Annotated in this window: 22 protein-coding genes; 16 read left to right on the top strand and 6 right to left on the bottom strand. The window is 69.0% G+C overall.

Annotated elements, in window-relative coordinates; all coding sequences use genetic code 11:
- The first annotated feature begins 106 nt into the window (after positions 1-106).
- Both EV647_RS10075 and EV647_RS10070 read left to right on the top strand, forming a co-directional pair.
- Positions 107-2,449, top strand: coding sequence for a hypothetical protein (locus tag EV647_RS10075; RefSeq protein ID WP_134001254.1), 2,343 nt, complete (start codon positions 107-109; stop codon positions 2,447-2,449).
- Positions 2,450-2,556: 107 nt separating this feature from the next.
- Positions 2,557-4,101: a fibronectin type III domain-containing protein gene (locus tag EV647_RS10070; protein ID WP_134001252.1), complete on the top strand. Its 1,545-nt coding sequence runs from the start codon at positions 2,557-2,559 to the stop codon at positions 4,099-4,101.
- A gap of 2 nt (positions 4,102-4,103) precedes the next feature.
- On the opposite strand, the gene EV647_RS10065 is transcribed toward EV647_RS10070, so the two are convergent.
- Positions 4,104-5,504, bottom strand: a complete 1,401-nt coding sequence (locus tag EV647_RS10065; protein ID WP_166680269.1) for an alpha/beta fold hydrolase — start codon at positions 5,502-5,504, stop codon at positions 4,104-4,106.
- 100 nt (positions 5,505-5,604) lie between these two features.
- On the opposite strand from EV647_RS10065, the gene EV647_RS10060 reads away from it, so the two are divergent.
- Together EV647_RS10060 and EV647_RS10055 are read left to right on the top strand one after the other, a co-directional pair.
- Complete coding sequence (locus tag EV647_RS10060; protein ID WP_202876090.1) at positions 5,605-6,705, top strand: sensor histidine kinase; 1,101 nt, start codon at positions 5,605-5,607, stop codon at positions 6,703-6,705.
- Entirely contained in the window at positions 6,698-7,369 is a 672-nt protein-coding gene (locus EV647_RS10055; RefSeq protein WP_134001248.1) for a response regulator transcription factor, read from the top strand. Before EV647_RS10060 ends, EV647_RS10055 begins: the two co-directional genes overlap by 8 nt.
- 12 nt (positions 7,370-7,381) lie before the next feature.
- Here EV647_RS10055 and EV647_RS10050 read toward each other — a convergent pair whose 3' ends face one another.
- The gene (locus EV647_RS10050; RefSeq protein WP_134001246.1) at positions 7,382-8,380 is read right to left on the bottom strand and encodes a YdcF family protein; all 999 of its coding nucleotides are present in this window, start codon (positions 8,378-8,380) and stop codon (positions 7,382-7,384) included.
- A 163-nt stretch (positions 8,381-8,543) separates the two neighbouring features.
- Here EV647_RS10050 and EV647_RS10045 point away from each other — a divergent pair, with 163 nt between their 5' ends.
- Positions 8,544-9,776, top strand: a complete 1,233-nt coding sequence (locus EV647_RS10045; protein ID WP_238177122.1) for a D-arabinono-1,4-lactone oxidase — start codon at positions 8,544-8,546, stop codon at positions 9,774-9,776.
- A gap of 668 nt (positions 9,777-10,444) precedes the next feature.
- Here the strand turns inward: EV647_RS10045 and EV647_RS10040 are convergent.
- Complete coding sequence (locus tag EV647_RS10040; RefSeq protein ID WP_134001242.1) at positions 10,445-10,957, bottom strand: MarR family winged helix-turn-helix transcriptional regulator; 513 nt, start codon at positions 10,955-10,957, stop codon at positions 10,445-10,447.
- Positions 10,954-12,243, bottom strand: coding sequence for a nicotinate phosphoribosyltransferase (locus EV647_RS10035; protein WP_238177156.1), 1,290 nt, complete (start codon positions 12,241-12,243; stop codon positions 10,954-10,956). The genes EV647_RS10040 and EV647_RS10035 overlap by 4 nt, the downstream gene beginning before the upstream one ends.
- 94 nt (positions 12,244-12,337) lie before the next feature.
- Here EV647_RS10035 and clpS point away from each other — a divergent pair, with 94 nt between their 5' ends.
- From clpS to EV647_RS10000, 7 genes are all read left to right on the top strand, one after another.
- Positions 12,338-12,625 carry an ATP-dependent Clp protease adapter ClpS gene (clpS, locus tag EV647_RS10030; protein ID WP_133791316.1) on the top strand — a complete coding sequence of 96 codons (288 nt, stop codon included), beginning with the start codon at positions 12,338-12,340 and terminating at the stop codon, positions 12,623-12,625.
- Entirely contained in the window at positions 12,622-13,176 is a 555-nt protein-coding gene (locus EV647_RS10025) for a DUF2017 domain-containing protein (protein ID WP_133791314.1), read from the top strand. Before clpS ends, EV647_RS10025 begins: the two co-directional genes overlap by 4 nt.
- Before the next feature lie 10 nt (positions 13,177-13,186).
- Positions 13,187-14,164 (top strand): aldo/keto reductase, encoded by a 978-nt coding sequence (locus EV647_RS10020; RefSeq protein WP_134001238.1) that lies wholly within the window; start codon positions 13,187-13,189, stop codon positions 14,162-14,164.
- Between the two features lie 93 nt (positions 14,165-14,257).
- Positions 14,258-14,713 (top strand): Mov34/MPN/PAD-1 family protein, encoded by a 456-nt coding sequence (locus EV647_RS10015; RefSeq protein WP_133791310.1) that lies wholly within the window; start codon positions 14,258-14,260, stop codon positions 14,711-14,713.
- A gap of 2 nt (positions 14,714-14,715) precedes the next feature.
- Entirely contained in the window at positions 14,716-14,994 is a 279-nt protein-coding gene (locus tag EV647_RS10010; protein WP_134001236.1) for a MoaD/ThiS family protein, read from the top strand.
- Positions 14,995-15,012: 18 nt separating this feature from the next.
- On the top strand, positions 15,013-15,960 hold the full coding sequence (locus tag EV647_RS10005; RefSeq protein WP_134001234.1) for a PLP-dependent cysteine synthase family protein: 948 nt from the start codon (positions 15,013-15,015) through the stop codon (positions 15,958-15,960).
- 62 nt (positions 15,961-16,022) lie between these two features.
- Positions 16,023-16,499: a DinB family protein gene (locus EV647_RS10000; RefSeq protein WP_134001232.1), complete on the top strand. Its 477-nt coding sequence runs from the start codon at positions 16,023-16,025 to the stop codon at positions 16,497-16,499.
- Between the two features lie 111 nt (positions 16,500-16,610).
- Here the strand turns inward: EV647_RS10000 and EV647_RS09995 are convergent, their stop codons facing one another.
- Positions 16,611-16,949, bottom strand: a complete 339-nt coding sequence (locus tag EV647_RS09995; protein WP_238177121.1) for a hypothetical protein — start codon at positions 16,947-16,949, stop codon at positions 16,611-16,613.
- Between the two features lie 192 nt (positions 16,950-17,141).
- Between EV647_RS09995 and murI the strand changes: the two genes are divergently transcribed.
- The 4 genes from murI (at position 17,142) to EV647_RS09975 (ending at position 23,282) form a co-directional block, all read left to right on the top strand.
- Positions 17,142-17,945, top strand: a complete 804-nt coding sequence (gene murI, locus EV647_RS09990) for a glutamate racemase (RefSeq protein ID WP_133791302.1) — start codon at positions 17,142-17,144, stop codon at positions 17,943-17,945.
- Positions 17,946-18,074: 129 nt separating this feature from the next.
- Complete coding sequence (locus EV647_RS09985; protein ID WP_134001229.1) at positions 18,075-18,821, top strand: MBL fold metallo-hydrolase; 747 nt, start codon at positions 18,075-18,077, stop codon at positions 18,819-18,821.
- Positions 18,802-19,638, top strand: coding sequence for an alpha/beta fold hydrolase (locus EV647_RS09980; RefSeq protein WP_134001227.1), 837 nt, complete (start codon positions 18,802-18,804; stop codon positions 19,636-19,638). The genes EV647_RS09985 and EV647_RS09980 overlap by 20 nt, the downstream gene beginning before the upstream one ends.
- Positions 19,639-19,745: 107 nt before the next feature.
- On the top strand, positions 19,746-23,282 hold the full coding sequence (locus tag EV647_RS09975) for a PQQ-dependent sugar dehydrogenase (RefSeq protein ID WP_134001225.1): 3,537 nt from the start codon (positions 19,746-19,748) through the stop codon (positions 23,280-23,282).
- On the opposite strand, the gene EV647_RS09970 is transcribed toward EV647_RS09975, so the two are convergent.
- Positions 23,279-24,109, bottom strand: a complete 831-nt coding sequence (locus tag EV647_RS09970; protein ID WP_134001223.1) for an SAM hydroxide adenosyltransferase — start codon at positions 24,107-24,109, stop codon at positions 23,279-23,281. The two genes, EV647_RS09975 and EV647_RS09970, sit on opposite strands and share 4 nt — an antisense overlap.
- Positions 24,110-24,174: the final 65 nt, after the last annotated feature.

The raw sequence follows: 24,174 nt of genomic DNA, 5'->3' as shown, positions 1-24,174 counted from the left end.
AGCCCAGTCGAAGTCCTTAGCGCAATGACCTCTTGACGTGGGAGTTCGGGGCTGGGAATGTTCCGTCCATCAAATCTGAAGATGCGCATTATCAAAGGAGTAGTCGATGACCTCCACCCTCAGTCGCCGCGGCCTGCTGGGCGCGGCGCTCGCGGCCGGCGTCGTACTGGTCGCCGAAGCGACCCCGATCAGCGCGTTCGCCGCGGCCGGTGACGTGACCCTGACGGCCGGCGGCATCAGCCTGCTGGCCAGCCCCGGCGGCCGGCTCGCGATCCGTGACGCTGGTGGCGTCACGCGGTCGGTCGGGTCGAAGTTCCAGGTCAAGGACAGCGTCGCCGGCGTCCTGACCTCCACCGGCGGCACCCCGACGCTGAGCGCGCTCGCGGACGGTACGCCGGCGATCCGGATGGACTACACCTTCGACGCCGCCGCCGGCTCGACGGTCGTCACCGGCTGGTTCAGTGTCGGTACGTCGCATGCCCGGCTGGAATGGCGGATCACCGGGCCGAACACGCTGCTCCCGGACGGGTTCCTGTTCAGCCGCGCGATCCAGGCGCCGACGGCACCGGACGACTACATCGCGATCACCGAATGGGTTCGCGACGCGGGCGGCGGCATCCCGTACGAGGACACCGTCGGCGTCGCGCACACGTCGACCTGGAGCTCCAGCCTGCACGGGCTCTTTCTGCTGGACCGCTCCCGGCAGTCCTGGACGAACGCGACCTGGGTGCACTCACCGGGCGTGGTGGATCCGGCCGGCGGCTGGACCAGCCGGGCCGACTTCTTCTTCTCCGAGACTCGCCCGTCGGCGACTGCCACGATCGGCCGCGGCCGGGAGCTCGGGATCGAGCTCACCACCAACAGCGACTTCAACCTGTACGAGTCGGCCGGTGCACCGATGGCGCTCACGGCGCTGGTGGCCAACGGCGGCGCGGCCAAGTCGGTCGAGCTCGAGCTCTGGATGCGCAGCTTCGACGGCGCACTCCTGGCCTCGACCACCGTGACGGGAAGCGTCGCCGCGGCCGGTACCTGGCAGCACACTTTCAACCTGACCGCGCCGGCCAGCGGGATCGCACTGGCCGAGGTGGCGGTCCGGTCCGGCGATGACGAGGCGTTCGCGCGGACCAATTTCGCCGTACTGCCGACATACGACTATCAGGCCGGCGCGGACAGCATGTTCGGGATCGCGAACTACCCGTGGCTCCAGCGGCCGAGCGCCGACGCCGTACTCGATCTGTGGCAGCGAGCCGGTATCAGTCTGGTCCGGATCGCGTACGACGGTGGGCCCGGGTTGCCGCCGTCCGCGTTCGACACGCGCGGGATGCGGCACAACATCGAGCTGCAGCCGTCCTTGACCGTGACCGACGCCGAGGCGGCCGCCTGGGCCGCGGACAAGCTGGCCTTGGCGGCCGGTGCGGGTGCGGGGTACTTCGAGGTGGGCAACGAACTGAACCGCCCTTTCAACACCGGGGATGCCGCACAGGCCTATCTGGACAAGGTGATGCGGCCGGTGTTCAACCGCCGGGCCGTCACCGGGGACACCGTGAAGCTGATGAACAACGGGCTGGCCGGCATGGACAAGCCGTGGGTCGAGAACTTCATCGCTGCGGGCGGCTGGGATCTGATCGATGCCTTCGCCTATCACCCGGGTCGCGGCAACTTCACGCCCGACTACATCCCACCGGGCGACGACTGGGGCACTGGCTCCACCGGGGCCTACTGGAACTTCTACGGTGGCCTGAAGCAGTTGAAGGCTCTGATGGCGCAGCACGGTGAGAAGGAGATCTGGCTGACGGAGGCGTACGCCGCGACCAAGCCGAACAGCTGGTGGCACGACACTTACCGGCATGCTGCGGAGAACGTGCTGTTGAGTTTGGCACTGGCCAAGGCAGAGGGTATTCGGTGCGTGTGCTGGTACCAGTTCCACGACAGTGTGCTCGGGATGCCGCAGATCGCGGACCCGGACAACGTGGAGTACCACTTCGGCCTCATGAACCGCGATCTGAGCCCGAAGCCGTCGCTGCTCGCGTACGCGACGGCGGCCCGGGTGCTCGACCAGGCCGTCTTCCGTGGGCATTTGACGTTTGCGGATCCGTTGACGTCCGGCTTGTGGTTCGACACCCCGGACGGACCGGCGGTCGTGCTGTGGAACCGGGCCGACGGGTACATCCTCAACACGGCGGGCCGGCGCACTGATTGGCACTTCCCGGCACCGGAGGTCTGGGTCGACCCGTGGCCGACCAAGACGCCACTGACAGTCTCCGCGAATTCCGCCGTACGAGAGTTGGATGCGATCGGGCAGGCACGGACGTTGCCTGTCACCAATGGCAACGCGACGCTGACCCTCGACGGCGCACCCCGGATCTACTTCGGCCTGATCCCGCACGTCAGCGGCACCGGCACCCACACCCTGGCGGGGTGCCGGCCCGGCCGCCGCTACCGCAGCTGACCCCGGGCCGCGAGGTGCGTGTGCCGACAGTTATCGTTTGACCGCGCATTGTCATCGGATCATGGGGTCGGCATCTTCCGCCGGAGCGGACCCTTGGGGGTTTGCTCATGAAGAAGGCCGTTCTGGCTGTCGTCACCGCTGCGGCGGTTGGCGCCGCCGCACTGGTTCCGTCCGGTCCCGCTGTTCAGGCAGCGACTGATGCGGCGGCCGCCAGCCCGCCGCGCGGGTTCGGATCCGCGCTGTCGTCGGTGCAGCAGACGGCCTGGCAGACGAACGCGAGCGTCAACACGCTCGCCGTCGCGGGGAACCTGGTGTTCGCCGGCGGTCTGTTCACTCGGGTCCGGCCGCCGGGGAAGGCCCGTGGCGTCGGGGACGTGGCGCGGAAGTACTTCGCGGTGTTCGACCGGACCACCGGCGTACCGACGCGGTTCGCGCCGCAGGTCAACGGGCCGGTGTGGAGCGTCGCGACCTCCCCGGACGGTCGGTACGTCGTGATCGGCGGCGACTTCACCGTCGTCAACGGGGTGCCGCGGTCGCGAGTGGCAATGTTCGATGTTGCGAGCGGCAAGCTGGTGGCCGGGTGGGACCCGGTGGTGAACTACCGGGTCGCGGCGCTGAAGGTCTCCAGCAGCACCGTCTACCTCGGTGGGTCGTTCGGATCGGTGGACAAGGTCGCTCGCAGCCGGGCGGCCGCGGTCAGCCTGAACAGCGGGGCGCTGCTGGCGTGGAGCCCGAACGCGAACGACGACGTCCATGCGATCGAGCTGTCGACCGACGGCAAGCGAGCGTTTGTCGGCGGCGGGTTCACCCGGATCGGCGGCCGCGACGTGCACGCGCTCGCGATGGTGAACGCCGCCACCGGCGCCGCGCTCTCGATGCCCGCCGCGGCCGCGATCCCGCCGAAGTCCGAGGAGTGCGACAGCCGGGTCAAGGACATCGAAGTCCAAGGAAACAAGGTCTTCGCGTCGAACGCCGGCACGCTCAGCGTGGGTTGCTACGACGGGGTGCTGGCGGCGGACGCCACGACCGGCAAGCTGCTCTGGCAGAGCAAGTGCCGGGGCGCGACCGAGGCGATCAAGGCAATCGGGAACTGGCTGTACAAGGGTTCGCACGCCCACGACTGCAGCGCGGACGGAGCGTTCCCGGACAAGACCGGGATGCATCACTTCCTCGTCTACAGCGCGATCACCGGGAAGCTCGGTCCGTGGTTCCCGAACGCGGCCGCCGGTGGCACGACCCTCGTCGGTCCGCTCGCGTTCGCGTCCGGTGGCAACGACCTCTGGGCGGGTGGTGACTTCACGAAGGTGAACGGCGTACCGCAGGAAGGGCTGACCCGGTTCACGAACGCGCCGGGTGGTGCGGCGCCGGCGCGACCGGCCGCGCCCAAGGTCGCCAGCGCGCGGGTCAACAAGGTGACGATCGCCTTCCCGACCGTGCTCGACCGCGACAACCTCACGCTCACCTACCTGGTGTACCGCGGCCGCACGCGAATCGGCAGCTGGTCTCGTACGTCGAACTCCTGGACGAAGCCGACCGTCACCTCGGTCACCGACTCCGGCCTGACCAGCGGCCAGAAGCTGTGGTACCACCTCGAGGTCAGCGACGGCCGCAACGTCCAGAAGAGTCCGTCAGTCTCCGTCCGCGTCCGCTGAGCTCAGCAGCGGGTGCCGCGGGGCGGTACGACGAGATCGGCCAGGTACGCGTCGATCTTGGTGCGGGCGCAGTCGTTGGACGTGTAGAGCGTGTGTCCCGGGCCGTCGTGGTAGATCCCGCGGCTGCCCGGAACCTGGTCGATGACCCGGGTCGCAGAGTCGTACTCGCTCCAGTTGCCCGCCATCAGCAGCGGTGGCAGGCCGTCCGGCAGCGCGGCGGGTTGGTTGCGGACCGGCACGGGCCATCCGACACAGTTGAGCATCGCCTGCTGGATGGTGCCGGCGATCCCGGTGTACGGCGCGGCGGCCTCCATGCGTCGTACCTGCTGCTGGAGCTGGCGTTGACTGGTCGGATGCGGCCAGTCCGTGCACTCCACGACGCCCGGTGAGGGCGCCGATGGGAACGGCGCGTTCGGCGGCGCCGGTACGAAGCCGGATGCGTCACCGGTCGTCGCAGCCTTCCTGAGCGCGGCCAAGAGCGTCGGGTACGACGCCTCACCGAGCCGTGCGAGCCGCAGTCCGGTCCAGCGGATCTCGTTGCCGTCGTACGTTGTACTCCCGGCCGGCAGCGGATTGCGCTGCGCTCGCGCCACCACCTGCTGCCACAGCGAGGCGCAGTTTTCTTGCCCACGGCACCAGTCGAAGAAGCGGGTCATGAAGGTTTGCACGTCGCGCGCGAGCCGGGTCAGTTCGCGGTCCCAGTTGCCGGTGCTGTGGTTCCAGGTGCCGTCGAGGACCAGCGATCGCACGCGCTCCGGGAAGAGCCCGGCGTACGCCTGCCCGATGAAGCCGCCGTACGACGCTCCGTAGAAGTTCACCTTCGACTCGCCGAGCGCGCGCCGGATGGCCTCCAGGTCGCGCGCGTGGCTCGCGGAGTCCATCGCCGCGAACAGTTGCCGATCCTTCGCCTGGCACTTCTCCGCGATCGCCCGGTTGGCGGCGGCGAGTGCGTCGAACTCGGCCTGGTTGCGCGGGACTCGCGGCTGCCGTGCGCCGGTCCACTCGCATGGGAGATTCGTGCTCAGCCCCGGGGCGTTGGGGCCGCCGCGCAGGTCCCAGGTGACGATGTCCATCTTCTGCCGGAGCCCGGCGAACGCCGCCGCGCCGCCGTACGAGCGCATCAGGTCGATACTGATCCCGATCGGTCCGCCGAGGTTGACCAGCACGGATCCTTGGGGTTCCGGGGCAGTCGAGGGCAGCCGGCCGAGGGTCAGCGTGAGTTGGCGGCCGGCAGGACGGTCCCAGTCGACCGGGACCTGCAAGGTCGCGCATTCGATGCCGACCTCGCCCGGCCCGCCGGGACACTCGCCCCAATCGAGGGCCGGTGTTGCCTGGGCTGGTGGGGTGACGACGGCGTTGAGCGCCAGCAGGACGCCGGCCGCCAGGGCAAGTGGTTTCAGCATGCCGGACACGCTCTCGCGGATCCCCGCGCCGCACATCGGACCACAGGCCGACGGACTCCGGTCCGAGGTCGTGATCCGTGGGCTCGGCTAGGTTCGAGGTGTGCCAGAGGAGTACGGATTGAGCCGGCGTCAGTTGATCGTCGCGGACTGCGTCGTCGCCGCCGGGTACGCCGTCCTCGTCCTGCTCACCTCGTCCACCGGGCCTGGGCTCGTCGCGATCGGACTCGCACTGCCGATCGCCGTACGGCGGATCTGGCCGGTCCCTGCACTCGCCGTGGTGGCCGTGATGTCCGTGGTCGCGTTCGTAGTCGACGGATTGCGCGATCCGCTGCTCGCTGCCGCCTACGTCCTGTACGTCGTCGCGCTCACGAGGTCATCGAACCGCCCGCTGTCCAGCCGCCGCCTGATCGGCGTGGCCGGCGCCGTCGGCTTCGTCGTACTGTTCCTCGCCATGGTCGCCGGCGCACCGGCCGGCCAGTCCCGCGCCGCGCTTGTGCTCACCGGCATCGCCGCGTTGTACGGCGCCTGGGTGCTGGGACAGGTCGTCCGCGACCGACGGGCTGCCGCTGCCCGCGCGGCGCAGGTGCTGGCCGAGCAGGCCGTGGCTGCCGAGCGCTTGCGGATCGCCCGCGAACTGCACGACATCGTTGCCCACAGCATGGGATTGATCGCGGTCAAGGCCGGCGTCGCGAATCATGTACTGCAGGTGCGTCCCGAGGAGGTGTCCGACGCGTTGTCGGTGATCGAGTCCACGAGCCGCGACGCCCTGGTCGAGCTCCGGCACATGCTGGGCCTGTTGCGGCCCTCCGGCGAACCGGCGGAGCTCGCACCGCCCGCGGGCCTGGCCGCGCTGCCGGACCTGGTGAGCCGGGTCGAGTCGACCGGCGTTCAGGTCGAGTTGAAGGTCGACGTACCAGAGCCGCTGCCGGAGGCCGTCGGTCTCACCCTCCACCGGATCGTCCAGGAGTGCCTGACCAACGTCACCAAGCACGCCCGCGCCGCACGCTGCCAGATCACGATCACCGGCGCCGCGAACGCCGTACAGCTCGAGGTTTCCGACGATGGTGCAGGTGGTGCGGTGGTGGAAGGACACGGCCTGATCGGGATCCGGGAGCGGGTGAGTGTGTACGGCGGTTCGTACCGTGCCGGACCGCGCGCGGGTGGCGGCTTCGAGGTCGCCGTACGGCTGCCGTATGAATGAGATCCGGGTGCTGGTCGCCGATGACCAGGCGTTGCTGCGCGGCAGCTTCCGCGTGCTGATCGACACCACACCCGGGCTGACGACGGTCGGCGAGGCGGCGCACGGGATCGAGGCGGTCGAGCTCGCGCGGCGCGAACGGCCGGACGTCGTACTCATGGACGTCCGGATGCCGAGGCTGGACGGGATCGAGGCGACCCGGCGGATCTGCTCCACGCCGGAGACGGCCGGGACCAAGGTGCTGATCCTGACGATGTTCGACCTCGACGATGCCGTGTACGCCGGTCTGCGCGCCGGGGCGAGCGGGTTCCTGCTGAAGGATGTCCCGCCTGTCGAGTTGCTGCAGGCAATCAACGTCGTCGCGGCGGGGGAGGGACTGCTGGCGCCCTCGATCACGCGCAGGCTGATCGCCGAATTCGCGCGGCTGGCCGAGCCGGGGCAGGCGCCGCTGACCGGTCTCGACGGCGTGACCGAGCGCGAACGGGAGGTGCTGTCGCTGATCGCCCGCGGACTGTCGAACGACGAGATCTGCGACCATCTGCACGTCGGCCGCGGCACCGTGAAGACCCACATCGGCCACCTACTCGCCAAACTGCACGCCCGCGACCGCGCCCAACTGGTGATCGTCGCCTACGAGTCCGGCCTGGTGCAACCGCGCCGACGCTGATGCACCCGGCGATCAGAAGTGCGGGAGGATTGCGGTGAGGGCGATCAGGAGGCAGATGGCGCCGTTGATGTACGGGTGGCCGGCCAGGATCGCGACGAATTCGCGGATCGTTGCCGTGGGCCAGTAGTACGCGGCGGTCGGGGAGCCGACGACCTGGCCGTTGACCTTCGCCTTGCGGGCGGTGAGGGCGGCGCGGAAGGCGTGGAAGTTGTTCGTGACGATCAGACAGCGGTACTGCGGCCGCAGCTCGACCATCAGGTCCCGGCTGAACGTCAGGTTCTCCCAGGTGGTCGTCGACTTGTCCTCGCGGATGATCTGGTCGTCGGGGACGCCGCGTTCGACGAGGTACGCCGCCATTGCGTGCGACTCGGGCAGGTCCTCACCCGGACCCTGGCCTCCGGAAGTCACGAGCTGCGGCGAGCGGCCCTTCCGGAGCGCACGTTCGTACACCTGCCGCGCGCGGTCGAGGCGACTGGCCAGCAACGGCGTGACCCGCGATCCCATCAGGCCCGAGCCGAGGACGACGACGAAATCCACCTTCCGCGACGAGCGCACCCGGCTGTAGAAGAACGCGTACACCAGGAAGCAGAGGAACAGGAACGAGATGTAGGTCAGGATGCCGAGCAGCACCGACCGTACGACGGCCAGCGGTTCCCAGCCGATCTTCTGCACCAGCACACTGAAGATCACGAAGCCGATGATCCCGAGCCCGACCAGCAGCGACAGCAGGTTGGACAGCCGCCGGCGCTCCCGGCGCAGCATCGTGACGCCGTTGACCACGAGGAACACCGCGAGCACCGCGATCGTCAACGGGACCGCGACCAGGACCGCGACCACCAGCACCTTGGCGGCGGTCTGGCTGACAGTCTCGACCGCGAAGATCAGCCCGAGGCCGGCGAACATCAACGCGAGGACCAGGAAGATCCCGTTCTTGAACAGCCGCCGGTCCCGCAGGAAGCTGACGCCGAAGACGAGGAACCAGAACCCGGCGATACCGAAGCAGATGGCCATCGCGCGCCATCAAACCACTGTCCGTAGCCACGGGTGTGCCTCCCACGCCGACGCACACCCGAGGTGGGCGAGGCCCGGTGGCTGGACGGCGCCGGGTGTCCGGGCGGCTGGTGTGCGAGGCTGCGGGGGACGGGTCGTGCAGGTCGAGAGAGATGAGGTCGGCGTGGGTGCTGTGACCAACTGGGCGGGGAACGTCAGCTTTGCGAGTGAGCTCCAGCGGCCTCGGACGATCGAGGAGCTGCAGGAGCTGGTCGGGGCGGCCGAGAAGGTGCGGGTGCTCGGGACCGGGCACTCGTTCAACCGGATCGCCGACAGCACCGGCACGTTGGTCAGCGTCGCGGACCTGCCGAAGGTGATCGAGGTCGGTGACGGTGGCGTCACGGTGTCGGCCGGGCTGCGGTACGGCGAGGTCACGGCGGCGCTGCAGGCCCAGGGCCTGGCATTGCACAACCTCGGCTCGCTGCCACACATCTCGGTCGCCGGTGCGTGCTCGACCGGGACGCACGGGTCCGGTGACACCAACGGTCCGCTGGCGGACGCGGTCAGCGCGATCACGTTCGTGAACGCATCCGGTGAGCTCGTCACGTTGACCCGGGACGACGAGGACTTCGCCGGCTCGGTCATCTCGCTCGGTGCGCTCGGGGTGACCGTGAGCATGACGCTCGACGTACAACCGGCGTACCAGATCAGCCAGGTGGTGTACGACGGTCTGCCGGTGGAGCGGCTCGGGACGGACTTCGACGCGGTGATGGGGAGCGCGTACAGCGTGAGCGCGTTCACCGATTGGGTCGATCCGGACGTGATGGTGTGGCGCAAGCGGCGGGAGTTGACCGCGCCCGATCCGAAGTGGCTGGGCGCGACGCTCGCCGACGGGCCGCGGCACCCGATCAAGGTGATGCCGGCCGACTACGCGACCCAGCAGGGCGGGATCGCGGGACCGTGGAACGAGCGGCTGCCGCACTTCCGGCTCGAGTTCACGCCGAGCAACGGGGACGAGTTGCAGTCGGAGTACTTCGTCCCGCGCGAGCGGGCCGCCGAGGCGTTCGACGGACTGCGGGCCTTGGGCAACCGGTTCGCGCCGGTGATCCAGGTGTCGGAGATCCGGACGATCGCCGCCGACGACCTGTGGCTGAGCCCGAGCCAGGGCCGCGACACGGTCGCGCTGCACTTCACCTGGATCCAGGACGAAACCGCCGTCCGCCCGGTCGTCGCCGCCTTGGAGGAGCGGCTGGCGCCACTGGACGCGCGACCCCACTGGGGCAAGGTCTTCGCCGCCGACGCCGCCACCTTGGCCGAGCGCTACCCGAAGGTGAAGGACTTCACCGCCCTCGCGGCGACCTACGACCCCACCGGCAAGTTCCGCAACGAATACCTGGACACCTTCCTGCCCCGTTAGGGCCAGTCTCGGCCTGGGGCGATCCACTGAGGGCTGCGGTGGGGGTGTGTTGTGCAGGTCGACAGGTAGTGCACCGCCGAGACGGCGTACGCGCGGGCCCCGTTCAGGCTCAGGTGCACTACCGGCGCGTCATACACGTCCTGCCCAGCCGTCCGGCCGCCACAAGTCGGGCAGAAGAGCGGGTGATCCGGCTCCCCGACCGGCGTACCGCGAGCACCCGCGTTCCCTGAGTCGTGGATTTCGGCGGCCCGGCGCAGCCATAATCCACGACTCGCCGTTCCGGGGGCCAACCAATCGCCACGACTCGGCGTGATGCCGGACAAGCAGTCCCCCCGCGCGGCAGCCGGGTCGACGGTTCGTGCGAGCGACCGGGGGAGGCGTGCTGGTCGTCTCGGGTGCGTGGGATTCGCCGGTTGGGGTCTGGGGCGCGGGAGTGGGGAACGCAGTGCACCTGGAACGTCCAGCAGGATTCCCCAGTCGCATCCTGTCCTTGCCATACCGACGCACAGATTCGGCAGAAGAGGGACATCCCCTCGTGTGTGGGGTTCTCTACTGATACACGAGGGGAGAACCCTGGACACGAGAGGTTATCCATTCCCGTCGCGGGATGTGCGAGCCGGGGCGGGTCGGCCGGCTTGCGGGCGGGCGTGGTGGGTTATGCGGCGAGGTCAGAGGTGGGTCAGGTCTTCCAGGGTGCCGGTGATGGTCCAGAGGAGGTTGCGGAGGAGGCGGCGGTCCTCGGGGGTGAGCTGGGCGAGGGCGCGGCGGCCGGCGCGGTCGTAGATCTCCTGGACGGTGTGGGCGAGCTCGACGCCGCGGTCGGTCAGCTCGATGCCTACCTGGCGGGCGTCGGTCGTGCTCTTCACCCGGCGGACCAGGCCGGCGGCTTCCATCCGCTGGGTGGTCTTGGTTGCCGTCGGCACCTCGACGTCCAGGACCTTCGCGAGCCGGGCGACCGGGAGGGAACCGTGGTGCAGGAGCTTGGCGAGCACCAGTTCCTGCCCCGTGTGCAGCACGGTCCCCGCCAGCTCCTCCGCGATCGCCTTCCGGGTCGCGCGCTCCGCGAACCGCAAGGCGATCAGGACATCCGCCTCGTCCGCGGGTGCGTCCGGCGACCACTCACCATGCCCGCCCGCGTCGGCGGCGCCGGCCGGGTCGGCCGTGTCGCTCGGGGTTGTCACGTGTGGCTCCGGGGGAGGAACGGGTTGCGGTTGTTGTAGTCGCCGATGTAATCCGTGGGAATGGCGGGCTCGCCGCGGCTCAGCTGGCTGGCGGAGCGGGGGAGCTCGTCGCGGACCTTCTGGTGATGCGCCTGGGACTCCTCGGGCGTGGTCCGGCCGACGATCTTGCCCGACTCGACGAGCGGCTTCAGCAGCACCCGGTCGTCACCGTCGTCGACCGGCTGCTCACCGACCCCGATCAGTTCGACCTCCGCGACCCCGGCCGGCGTGCGCCGTCGGAGCGCCCACTTCCGGCCGCCGATCGAGATCTTGTCCGGGCTCTTCTTCGCCACCGGAACCACCTCGCCGCTCGCGTCCTCGCGGGCGACCAGCTTGTACACGAACCCGCAGGTCGGGTACCCGGACCCGGTGACCAGCGACGTACCCACGCCGTACCCGTCGACCGGCGCCGGTGCCAGCGCCGCGATCTGGAACTCGTCCAGGTCGCTCGTCACGATGATCCGGGTCTTCGTCGCGCCCAGCGAGTCCAGCTGGTCGCGGACCTGCCCGGCCAGCGACGGCAGGTCACCCGAGTCGAGCCGGACCGCGCCCAGCTCCGGGCCGGTGAGCTCGATGGCGGTGCGCACCGCCTGCGCGACGTCGTAGGTGTCGACGAGCAGCGTCGTGCCCTTGCCCAGCGCGTCGACCTGCGACCGGAAGGCGTCCTCCTCGCGGTCGTGCAGCAGCGTGAACGCGTGCGCCGCCGTCCCCGTGCTCGGGATGCCGAAGCGGCGGGCCGCCTCCAGGTTCGAGGTCGCGGTGAAGCCCGCGATGTACGCCGCCAGCGCCGCACCGACCGCGGCGCCTTCGTGGGTCCGCCGGGAGCCCATCTCGATACAGGGCCGCCCACCGGCCCACCAGGTCATCCGCGACGCCGCCGACGCGACCGCGGAATCATGGTTCAGGATCGACAAGAAAACGGTTTCCAACAGCACTGCCTCGGCGAACGACGACTCCACCACGAGCACCGGCGAACCGGGGAAGAAGATCTCGCCGTCGGCGTACCCGGAGATGTCGCCGGAGAACCGGTACTCCGCCAGCCAGTCCCGGGTAGCCTGGTCGACGACGCCGCGATCGGCCAGGAAGGCGATCGTCTGCTCGTCGAACCGGAACCGCTCGAGCGCGTCCAGCAGGCGGTTGACGCCCGCGACCACGCCGTACCGGCGGCCGTCCGGCAGTCGGCGGGCGAACAGCTCGAACACCGAGCGGCGCTGCGCCGTGCCGTCGGCCAGGGCGGCCTGCAGCATCGTCAGCTCGTAGTGGTCTGTCAAGAGCGCGGTCGAGTGCGTCACAGGAGCAGCCTATTGCGAGACCGGAACCGATGATGGAGAGAATGGACAGGTGACCACCGCACCAAGCGAACTCGAGAGCCCCGAGGTCGACGAGGCGATCGAGTTGAGCCCTCCTTGGGTGACCATCGTCTGGAACGATCCGGTCAACCTGATGGACTACGTCACCTTCGTCTTCCAGACGTACTTCGGCTACTCCAAGGCGAAGGCGGAGAAGCTGATGCTGCAGGTGCACCAGGAGGGCAAGTCGGTGGTCTCGAACGGCAACCGGGAAGCGATGGAACGCGACGTGGAAGCGATGCACACCTACGGCCTGTGGGCCACCTGCGAGAAGTCGTGACCCGGTTCCGCAGGCGCCGCAAGACCGTGATCGTCAGTTTCGCCGAGCACGAGGCGGACATCCTGGCGAACCTGCTCCGCAACCTGGTCGAGCTGCTGTACGACGGTCTGCCGCCGCGCGCCACCGAGTCCAGCGACCCGCTCGCGGCGCTGCTCGACTCCGACGGGCCGACGTCGCCGCCCGAGGACGTCGTACTGCAGCGGCTGCTGCCGGACGCGTACAAGCAGGACGACATGGCGTCGGCCGAGTTCCGCCGGTTCACCGAGCGCGGGCTGCGGGAGGGCAAGGTCACCGACGCCAAGCGGGTGCTGTCCGCGCTCGAGGAGTCCGGCGCCGACGAGATCGCGCTCGAGCCCGACGAGCAGCTGTCCTGGCTGCGTGCGCTGAACGACCTCCGCCTCGCCATCGGCACCCGCCTCGACATCAAGGACGAGGACGACTACTCCACCTGGGAGAAACTCCCGGACGACGACCCACGCCGCCTCACCTACGACCTCTACGACTGGCTCGGCTACCTCCAGTCCGCCCTGCTGCACAACATGCGCCATTAGGGTTGGCCGTATGGAGATGCGGCGGCTCGGGCGGACCGGGCGGGATGTCGGTGTGGTCGGGCTCGGGGCGTGGCAGCTCGGGGGTGACTGGGGATCGGTGGACGAGAGCGACGCGCTCGCGGTGCTGCACGCCGCGATCGACGGCGGCGTGACGTTCATCGACACCGCGGACGTGTACGGCGACGGACGCAGCGAGCGGCTCGTCGGGCAGGTACTGAAGGCGGCCGATGGCCTGACTGTGGCGACGAAGATGGGCCGCCGCGTCGAGCAGGTGCCGGAGAACTACACGCTGCAGAACTTCCGCGCGTGGAACGACCGCTCCCGGCAGAACCTCGGCGTCGACACGATCGATCTGGTGCAGCTGCACTGCCCGCCGACACCGGTGTACTCCGACGACGAGGTCTTCGACGCGCTCGACACCCTCGTCGACGAGGGCCGTATCGCGTCGTACGGCGTCAGTGTCGAGACCTGCGCCGAGGCGCTGACCGCGATCGCGCGGCCGAACGTCGCGTCGGTGCAGATCATCCTGAACGCGCTGCGCCTGAAGCCGCTCGACGAGGTCCTGCCCGCGGCGCGGGCGGCCGGCGTCGGCATCATCGCCCGCGTCCCGCTCGCGAGCGGTCTGCTCTCGGGCAAGTACGACGAGCACACCACGTTCGGGGACGACGACCACCGCACGTACAACCGGCACGGCGAGGCCTTCGACGTCGGCGAGACCTTCTCCGGAGTCGACTTCAGCACCGGCCTGGAGGCCGTCCGCCGCCTGATGCCCTGGCTCCCGGCCGGTGCCGCGATGGCCCAGTTCGCGCTCCGCTGGATCATCGACCAGCCCGGTGTCTCGGTGGTCATCCCCGGCGCCCGCAACCCGGAACAGGTGGCCGGCAACATCTCCGCCGCCACCCTCACCCCACTGACCCCGGACCAGCTGACCGCCGTCCAGCAGACGTACGACGACCTGATCCGCCCGCAGATCCACGACCGCTGGTAGGAGGACGTCGGGGGACGTCCTCGGCACTGTCCGTATTCTGGACCGACTTCGCGGTTGGCGGGGTCGGCGCGGCGCGCGCCGTACCGTGGAGGCGTGCTGGTGATCGAGAAGGCGACGGTTGACGCGATCGTGGCGCACGCCCGGCGGGATCATCCCGACGAGGCGTGCGGTGTGGTCGCGGGTGCGGAAGGTTCGGACCGGGCGACCCGGTTCATCCCGATGCTGAACGCCGCCATGTCGCCGACGTTCTACGAGTTCGACTCGGGTGACCTGCTGCGGCTCTACAAGGAGCTCGACGAGCGGGACGAGGAGCCGGTGGTGATCTACCACTCGCACACCGCCACCGAGGCGTACCCGTCACGCACCGACATCAACCTGGCCCAGGAGCCGGGCGCCCACTACGTGCTGGTGTCGACGCGGGACGGCGCCGACTCCCCGGAGTACGACGGGCCGGTCGAGTTCCGCTCGTACCGGATCGTCGACGGTGAGGTCACGGAAGAAGAAGTACGCGTGGTTGGTTCTTATGCGGAGACAGAAGGAGAGCACTGAATATGGCGATCGAGCTGCGCGTGCCGACGATCCTGCGCACCTACACAGGTGGCGCGAAGGCGGTCAACGGTGACGGCACCAACCTGGCCGAGTTCATCGACAACATCGACGGCACCCACCCGGGCCTCAAGGAGCGCATCGTGGAGGGCGAGCCGGAGGAACTGCGCCGGTTCGTGAACGTGTACGTGAACGACGAGGACGTCCGGTTCACCGGCGGCCTGAAGACCGAGGTCAAGGACGGCGACGTCGTCGTCGTGCTGCCGGCCGTCGCCGGCGGCTGACGGACCGGGTTCGAGAACATGCGCTTCGACAGTCTGCTCGACTCGGTCGGCGGCACCCCGCTGGTCGGGCTGCCGCGGTTGTCGCCGTCGGCCGACGTACGGCTCTGGGCGAAGCTCGAGGACCACAACCCGACCGGCTCGATCAAGGACCGGGCCGCGCTGCGGATGCTGCTGGACGCCGAGAAGGACGGCCGGCTGCGCCCGGGCAACACGATCCTCGAGCCGACCTCCGGCAACACCGGCATCTCGCTCGCGATGGCGGCCAAGCTCCGCGGGTACCGGATGGTCTGCGTGATGCCGGAGAACACCTCCGAGGAGCGCCGTCAGATCCTGCGGATGTGGGGGGTCGAGATCATCTCCTCCCCGGCCGCGGGCGGTTCCAACGAGGCGGTCCGGGTGGCGAAGCAGGTCGCGGAGGAACACCCGGACTGGGTGATGCTGTACCAGTACGGCAACCCGTCGAACGCGCTCGCGCACTACGACGGCACCGCGCGGGAGATCCTCGAGGACCTGCCGTCCGTCACGCACTTCGTCGCCGGCCTCGGCACCACCGGCACGCTGATGGGCGCCGGCCGGTTCTTCCGCGAGCACAAGCCCGCGGTGCGGATCGTCGCCGCCGAGCCGCGGTACGGCGAACTCGTCTACGGCCTGCGCAACCTCGACGAGGGCTTCGTCCCCGAGCTGTACGACGAGACGCTGATCGACGCCCGCTTCTCGGTCGGTCCGCGCGACGCCGTCCGCCGGGTCCGCGAACTGCTCGACAACGAAGGCATCTTCGCCGGTATCTCGACCGGCGCGATCCTGCACGCGGCGCTCGGCCAGGCGGCCAAGTGCGTGCGCGACGGCGAGCAGGCCGATATCGCGTTCGTGGTCGCGGACGGCGGCTGGAAGTACCTGTCCACGGGCGCCTACGAGGGCACGATCGACGAGGCCGAGGACCGCCTCGAAGGTCAGCTCTGGGCCTGAGCCCTTGCCGGTCCGGCAACTTTTCGTGCCCGAAGCACGTGCCGGACGGCAGTCTTGGCCGGGTGACGAGACGTGATGCCGGACCGCCGGCGACCGGACCGGGCGAGCGCGACGTACTCCTCGGCTTCCTCGACTATCTCCGTACGTCGGTGGCGGCCAAGGCGGAGGGTGTGCCGGAAGACGAGGTGCGCGCACCCGGCGTACCTTCCGGGACCAATCTGCTCGGGCTCGTGAAGCATCTGACCGCGGTGGAGCGGCACTACTTGCTCGGGCACGAGGTGCCGGACTGGAAGGCCACGTTCCGCGCGGGAGCCGACGAGACGGCGGCGGAGGTGCTCGCGGCGTACCGGGAGGCCGGGGCCGAAGCGAACACAGTGGTCGCGACCTGGGACGACCTCGCCGTACCGGGTCCGCGGCCGGGCAAGCGTGGGGCACCGTCGCGGCGGTGGACGCTCGTCCATCTGATCGAGGAGACCGCCCGGCATGCGGGGCACGCCGACATCCTGCGCGAACAGCTCGACGGCCGAACCGGACGCTGAACCGATCGGCGCAGGAGTGAGGGGAACCCGGAACGGCGGGCGGAGGGCCGGTCCGGACTGGTGGCGCCTTTGTTGCCTTAGGCACCTGCAGGGGTGGTTACGTCATGTCGCCTACGGTTCTTTGAACAGGACCTTGCGGCCGAGTCGGGGATGGACGCCGCGGCCCTTGCAGCTGTTGCAGGGGCGTTGGGCGTAACTGAAGATGCTGCCGCGGTGCCGGCCGGCACCTTTGCATCGGTTGCACTTGGCATTCGGATGCAGCGACAGCGAGACGACGTACGCAGCGAACATCGCCATCAGCGCCAGCAGCAGGAGTCCCGTCGGTCCGATGGACGACGCGATGTCCGCGGCGGTGCCGTTGTGCGACTCCGTGGCCTGACTGGCCGCTTGACCTGCGGCGGCTACCTGATCGGGCTGCGGAGTTGGTGCGGCGGTGGTACCGATTACCACCGCGAGGTGATGCGTCAGATCCATGGCATCACGAGGGGCGGTCGAGCAAACATCGCTCCAGAGTGGCGCGCATCACGCGAAAAGGCAATTCCATAACGTAAAGATGTGGACAACCCCGGCGTGTCGTTCCCAACGGTTAGGTAAGGCTGCACTTCGAATCTGCCCGGTCGCGGACTTGTATAAGCTTTTCCCGTGGCTGACGCACCGGTGGGGATCTTCGACTCAGGCTTCGGGGGACTCACTGTCGCCCGCGCGGTACTCGATCAGTTGCCGCACGAGCCGATCCTCTATCTGGGTGACACCGCGCGGCAGCCGTACGGGCCGAAGCCGATCGCCGAGGTGCGTGAGTACGCGCTCGAATGCCTGGACCATCTCGTCGAGGCCGGCGTGAAGATGCTGGTGATCGCGTGCAACTCCGCGAGTGCGGCGATGCTGCGAGACGCTCGCGAGCGGTACGACGTACCGGTCGTCGAGGTGATCCTGCCGGCCGCGCGCCGGGCGGTGGCGGCGACGCGGAACCAGCGCGTCGGCGTGATCTGCACGAAGGCGACCGCGCAGTCGCTCGCGTACGAGGACGGGTTCGCGGCCGCGCCGCAGGTGGAGCTGTTCACGCAGGCGTGCCCGAAGTTCGTGGACTTCGTCGAGTCCGGTGTGACGTCGGGACCGGAGCTGCTCGAGGCCGCCCACGAGTACCTGGATCCGCTGGTCGAGGCCGGTGTCGACACGTTGATCCTTGGGTGCACCCACTACCCGTTGCTCACCGGCGTCATCTCGTACGTGATGGGCGACAACGTCACGCTGGTCAGCAGCGCCGAGGAGTGCGCGAAGGACGTGTACGGCGTACTCACCAAGACCGGCCTGCTCCGCCCGGATCACCTCCCGGCGCCCGCGCACCGCTTCGTCACCACGGGCAACCCCGCGGAGTTCGCCGCGATCGGTTCCCGTTTCCTCGGCCCTGCCCTGGGAGTGGTCGACCAGTTCGCCTGGGTCCGCTGACGAGTGTGATTCAGGTCGCATCCGGACGTTGTCCAAGGCACCGGAAGGCGCCCGGATGCCTGTGTGGTAACCGAATCGACGCGTCCGGTCGTCCTGCGCGGGGATCGACTCGCCGGTAGGGTTCCAAGTATGAAGCTCACCGTGATCGGTTGCTCCGGGTCTGTGCCCGGGCCGGACTCGGCCGCCTCGAGTTATCTGGTCACGGCCGACGGGTTCAACCTGATCCTCGACCTCGGCAGTGGCGCGCTCGGCTCGCTCCAACGGCACGTCGCCGTACCGGAGATCGGGGCGATCGGCCTGTCCCATCTGCATCCTGACCACTGCATGGATCTGTGCGGGCTGTACGTCGCGGCGCGCTACGCGCCGGGGGCGCCGATCCCGCGGATCCCCGTGTTCGGGCCGCCCGGTACGTCGGAACGCATGGCGCTGGCGTACGACCTGCCGCTCGACCCGGGGATGGAGGAGGAGCTCGAGTTCCATGCCTGGCAGGACGTTCAGCAGATCGGGCCGTTCACGATCCGCACCGCGCCGATGGTGCACCCGGTGCCGGCGTACGCGATCCGGGTCGAGCACGGCGGCAAGTCACTGGTGTACACCGGTGACACCGGGCCGAACGACGCGTTGGTCGAGCTCGCCCGCGGCGCCGACGTACTGCTGTCCGAGGCCGCGCTGCCGGACAACGAACCGAACAATCCGATCGACCTGCACCTGACGCCGGCCGACGCCGGTCAGCATGCGAAGAAGGCCGGTGTGAAGAGGCTCGTCATCACGCACGTGCCGCCGTGGTACGACCGCGTGACGCAGGCCGAGAACGCCCGCCGGACCTTCTCCGGCCCGGTCGAGATCGCTACCCCGCATGCCGTTTTCGACATCTGACGGCATTCGGTTGTGGACCGCAACCACCGGCACGGCGACCGGACGGCCGGCGGTCGTGATCCTGCACGGCGGCCCAGGCCTGTGGGACGACTACGCCGTACTCGCGGAAATGCTCGACGACCTCGTCGTCGTACACCGCTTCGACCAGCGCGGCTGCGGTCGCTCGGACCCGTCCGACCTGCAGACGCTGGCCCGGTCGGCGCGCGACATCGACGAGCTCCGCGCGTACTTCGGGCATGAGCGGATCGTCGTCATCGGCCACTCCTTCGGCGCGACGCTGGCGATGACGTACGCCGCGTCGTACGGCGATCACGTGGCCGGGGTCGTGTACCTCGACGGTGTCGGCATCGGCGACTGGCGTACGGCGTACGACGAGGAACGCGCGCGCCGGATCACCCCGGAGCAGGATGCCCGCCTGCAGGAACTGTCCGGGAGGCAGCGCACCCCGGCCGAGGAAACCGAGTTCCGCGCGTTGTCGTGGTTCACCGATCATGCCGATCGCGAGCGCGCGATGGAGTGGGCGTACGCGAGTGCGGCCGTCGACCTGCCGATCAACTTCGCCGCCAACCGCGCGCTGGGGGCGACCGGACGCCTGACACCTGACGAGCAGAAGGCACAGGCTGCCGCGATCCGGGCCCCGGTCACGTTCGTCCACGGTGCCGAGGACCCACGCCCGGCCTGGGCGGTCCGCGATCTCGCCGACCACGTCCCGAACCACACGTTCCACCTGATCCCAGGCGCCGGCCACTCGCCCTGGCTGGAGCAGCCGGAGCGCGTCCGCGAGGTCCTGCGCGCCGCCGTGATGGAACCCAAGTGACCCGGCCCTCGCTCTTGTCGCACTGATCCGACAGGACCACACTGCAGTGCAGGGTGGGTCACGCGGGGGGCGCGTGGTTCGTGCAAACACGTGTGTGGGGGTGGGCGATGACACATCGCCGTGGGTGGAAACCGTTGGGGACGATGCTGGCGCTCGCGCTGGCCGCACTGAGCCTGGTCGCGACCTCGGGTCCGGCCGCTGCCGCAACGCCGACCCACGTCCAGAGCCGGGCCAAGGAGGTCAGCTCCGGCACGGTCAACAGCCTCGCGTTCTCGTCGGCCAACACCGGCGGGAACCTGATCGTCGTCTACCTGATCTGGAACACCAGCGCCACGGTGACGCTGTCCGACACGAAGAACAACGTGTACGCCGCCGCGGCGCCGGTGACGCGGTGGAACAACAACACCTGGAGCTCGCAGGTGTTCTACGCCAAGAACATCGGAGCCGGAGCGAACACCGTCAAAGCCACGTTCTCGGCCGCGATCACCGCCTGGGCGGACCTGTACATCCACGAGTACTCAGGCCTGGACAAGGTCAATCCGCTGGACGTCTCGGCGGCCGCGGTCGGCACGAGCAGTGCGATGAACAGCGGCACCGCGACCACCACGAACCCGTCGGACCTGATCTTCGGCGCCGCGGCGTCCACCGGCAACGTGAACTCGGCGGGCGCCGGCTTCACCACTCGGCGCAGCAACTTCGGCAACCGGACCGAGGACAAGGTCGTCGGTACGGCGGGTCCCTACAACGCCACTGCCGGCCAGAATGGCACCTCCTGGGTGATGCACATGGTGGCCTTCAAGGGCGACACCGCTCCGGCCGACACGACGCCGCCGACGGTCGCCGTCACGGCACCGGCGAACATGGCCACGGTCACCGACATCGTCACCGTGTCGGCCGATGCCGCCGACAACGATCGTGTCGCGGGAGTGCAGTTCCTGGTGGACGGTACGGCGAAGGGGCCTGAGGACACGGCATCGCCGTACGCGCTGACCTGGGACACCCGGACGGTCGGCAACGGCGCTCATACCCTGACGGCACGAGCCCGGGACGCGTCCGGGAACACGACGACGTCGGCGGTGGTGAACGTCAACGTCTCGAACACGAACTACTTCCAGAACGAGATCCTGGCGACCGGGTTCGACCTGCCGACGACCTTCGAGTTCCTGCCCGACGGCCGGATGCTGGTCGCCGAACTGCAGGGCAGGATCAAGGTGCTGCCGGCGCCGTACACGACGCCCAGCCCGGCACTGTTCCTGCAGATCACCAACATCGGCCAGGCCGGTGTCCAGCAGGGCATCTACGACCTCGTCCTCGACCCCGCCTTCACGACGAACCACTACTACTACGTCTTCTACACCCTCGGTTCGCCGAACCACGACCGCGTCTCCCGGTTCACCGCGAACGCGAACCTGGACGGCACGGTGGCCGGTAGTGAGTTCGTGCTGTACGAGGATCCGCAGACCGCGAACGCCGAGCATCACGGCGGTGCGCTGAACTTCGGAGCAGACGGCAAGCTGCTGTTCACCACCGGCGAGCACTTCGACGCGTCGGCCGCCCCGCTGCTCACCAGCCCGCGGGGCAAGGTCCACCGGATCAACCCCGACGGTACGGCGCCGACCGACAACCCGTTCTACGACGGGGCGGGGCCGAACGTCGACACGATCTGGGCCCGTGGTCTGCGCAATCCGTACCGCGCGTACTACGACAAGCCGACCGGGCGCTTCTTCATCGGTGATGTCGGAGGCAACGATCCGGCCACGTCGAAGGAGGAGATCGACCTGGGCGCCGCCGGTGCGAACTACGGCTGGCCTGCCACCGAGGGGCCCTGCCCGGCGCCGTGCACGAGCCCGCTGCTGTGGTACCCGCACAGTGGTCGCGACGCAGCGGTCACCAGTGGTTTCGTGTACCACGGGACCGCCTTCCCGCCGGCGTACCGGGGCGCGTACTTCTACGCCGACTACGCGCAGAACTGGATCCGCGGCCTCACGCTGGACGCGAACGGCGCGGTCGCCGGCACGTTCAACTTCGAGCCCGCGGACGGCTCGGTCGACGGACCGTACGGCGACATCGTCTACCTGGACGAGGGACCGGACGGTGCCTTGTACTACGTGGATCTGGGCTACTCCGACGACAGCGGCACGTTCGGCGTGAGCAAGATCCGGCGGATCAAGTACGTGCAGAACAACCAGGCGCCGATCGTCAACGTCTCGGCGACGCCCACGTCAGGCCCGACCCCGCTGGACGTCGCGTTCTCGAGCGCCGGCTCGTCCGATCCCGAGGGGCAGCCGCTCACCTACTCATGGACGTTCGGCGACGGCACGACGTCCACCGCGGCGAACCCGGCGCACACGTACACGACCGCCGGGGCGTACCAGGTCCGCCTGACCGTGTCCGACGGAGTGAACAGCTCGCTCTCGACCCCGCTCACGATCAGCGCGGGGAGCGTGCCGACGGCAACCATCGTCGCGCCCACCGACGGTGCCCAGTTCCGGGCCGGGGACGTGATCACGTTCAGCGGCACCGGGACGGATCCGGACGACGGCACGCTGCCCCCGAGCGCGTTCACATGGAACATCGACTTCCTGCACGACGGGCACGTGCATCCCGGGACGCCGATCACCGGGGTCACCGGCGGGACGTTCACGATCCCGACGAGCGGGCACGACTTCAGCGGCCTGACCCGGTACCGGATCACGCTGACGGTCCGCGACTCGACCGGGCTGTCGTCGACGCGGTCGGTCACGGTCTGGCCGCAGAAGGTGAATCTGAACTTCGACACCGTGCCCAGCGGGCGAACGCTCTACCTGGACGGCATCGCGCGGACGACGCCCTTCGTCGCCGACACGTTGATCGGCTACAACCACGTCGTCGAGGCACGCAACCAGGTCGCCGGCAACACGTCGTACACGTTCGCGTCCTGGTCGGACGGCGGTGCGCAACAGCACACGATCACGGTGCCCGAGACCGGGGCGAGCTACGTGGCGACGTACACCGCGACACAACTGCCGACCGGGTTGGTCGGAGCGTGGGGCTTCAACGAGGCGTCAGGGACGACAGTGAACGACTCGTCCGGCAGCGGCAACAACGGGACGATGTCCGGTGCGGGCCTCACCAGGAACACCGGCAAGTACGGCGGCGGTCTGTCGTTCAACGGTTCGTCGGGCAACGTGACCGTACCCAACGCCGCGTCGCTCAACTTCACTTCCAGCTACACCTTGGAAGCCTGGGTCAATCCGACCGCGTTGAGCGGGTACGAGACGATCCTGATCAAGGAGGTGACCGGCGGCTGCGCGTACTGGCTGCAGACGACCGGCAACAAGATCGCGAGCGGGTTCAGCAACGGCGGCTGCCGGGAGTACGTGAGCTCGACGCCGACCATCCCGCTCAACCAGTGGTCGCACTTGGCCGCAGTCTTCAACGACACTGCCAACACCTACACGCTCTACCTCAACGGCACCGCGATCCTGACCGCGTCCGAGACCCTCGCCCCGATCCCTAGCACACAGGCCTTGGTCTTCGGCCAGTCCGGTTGCAGCGGCTGCAACTACGAACGCTGGCGCGGCGCACTCGACGACATCCGCATGTACAACCGGGCACTGACTGTCGACGAGGTCCGCACCGACATGAACACGGGCGTCAGCTAAGCGGCGTACTCGACCGACGTACGCCGCAACGGTGCATCCCCGGTCCGGAGCCCGAACGCCTGCGCTGCGGAAGCACCACGGATGACGAGTTCGACGAAGTCAGTGCCCGAACTGCCGACAATCAGACCGGCGCCACCTCGCGGGACGTCCGTGAGGTGCCGGTAGCAGGTCACGTCGGTCACGATCAGTGTGCCGTCCTGGCTGCGGCCCGCGACGGGCACCGTCTCGCCGATCGCGAAGCCGATCGGGTCCGGCCCGCAGTCGAACTTGCAGTTGCCGAAGTTGTCGACGACGCTCACGACCGGGCCGTCCTCGAGGTCTTCCGGTACGGCGGTCTCGGTGGCCGGGACCCTGCGGCCGTCGGCGACCCATTTGGCCAGCAGCGGGAGATACCAGAGGCTGCGGAACTGAGTGGTGGCGATCTTCTCGATCTCGTCCGCGCCGAAACCGGCCGCTGTCACCGCCTCGCGGATGTCGGTGACGTAGACGTGGTCGATGCCGAGCTCACGCCGTACCAGAGAAAGCACGCGGGCGTTGAACGTGCTCGCGACCAGGTGCTTGCCGTGCCAGAAGAAGCAGAACGGGACGCCGTTCGGCCAGACGCCGTCGCGGGGCGCGATGTTGAGCAGCGTGATCGTCGGGTGGCCGTCCTCGCCCAGCAGTTCCAGCGATCGCAGGCAGTCGAGGAGAGTGAGGGCGGCGAACGACTCCGGATCGGGTCCGTCGGCGGCGACGACGGTCGGCGACTGGCCGAACAGGGCACCGATCCGGGTGCTGAGTCTGGCGCGGGCGTTACCGTCGAAACAGTCGGTGATGTACGTGATCATGTGGCACTCCAGGGTGGTCGCAGCAGGTCTCGGAAAGAGCAGAGGCCCCCGACGTCGGGGGCCTC

It is taken from the genome of Kribbella sp. VKM Ac-2566 (assembly GCF_004366005.1).
GTDB classification, from domain to species: domain Bacteria; phylum Actinomycetota; class Actinomycetes; order Propionibacteriales; family Kribbellaceae; genus Kribbella; species Kribbella pratensis.
The sequence above is the reverse complement of the archived record's forward strand: the minus strand, read 5'-3'. Positions and strand labels throughout refer to the sequence as shown.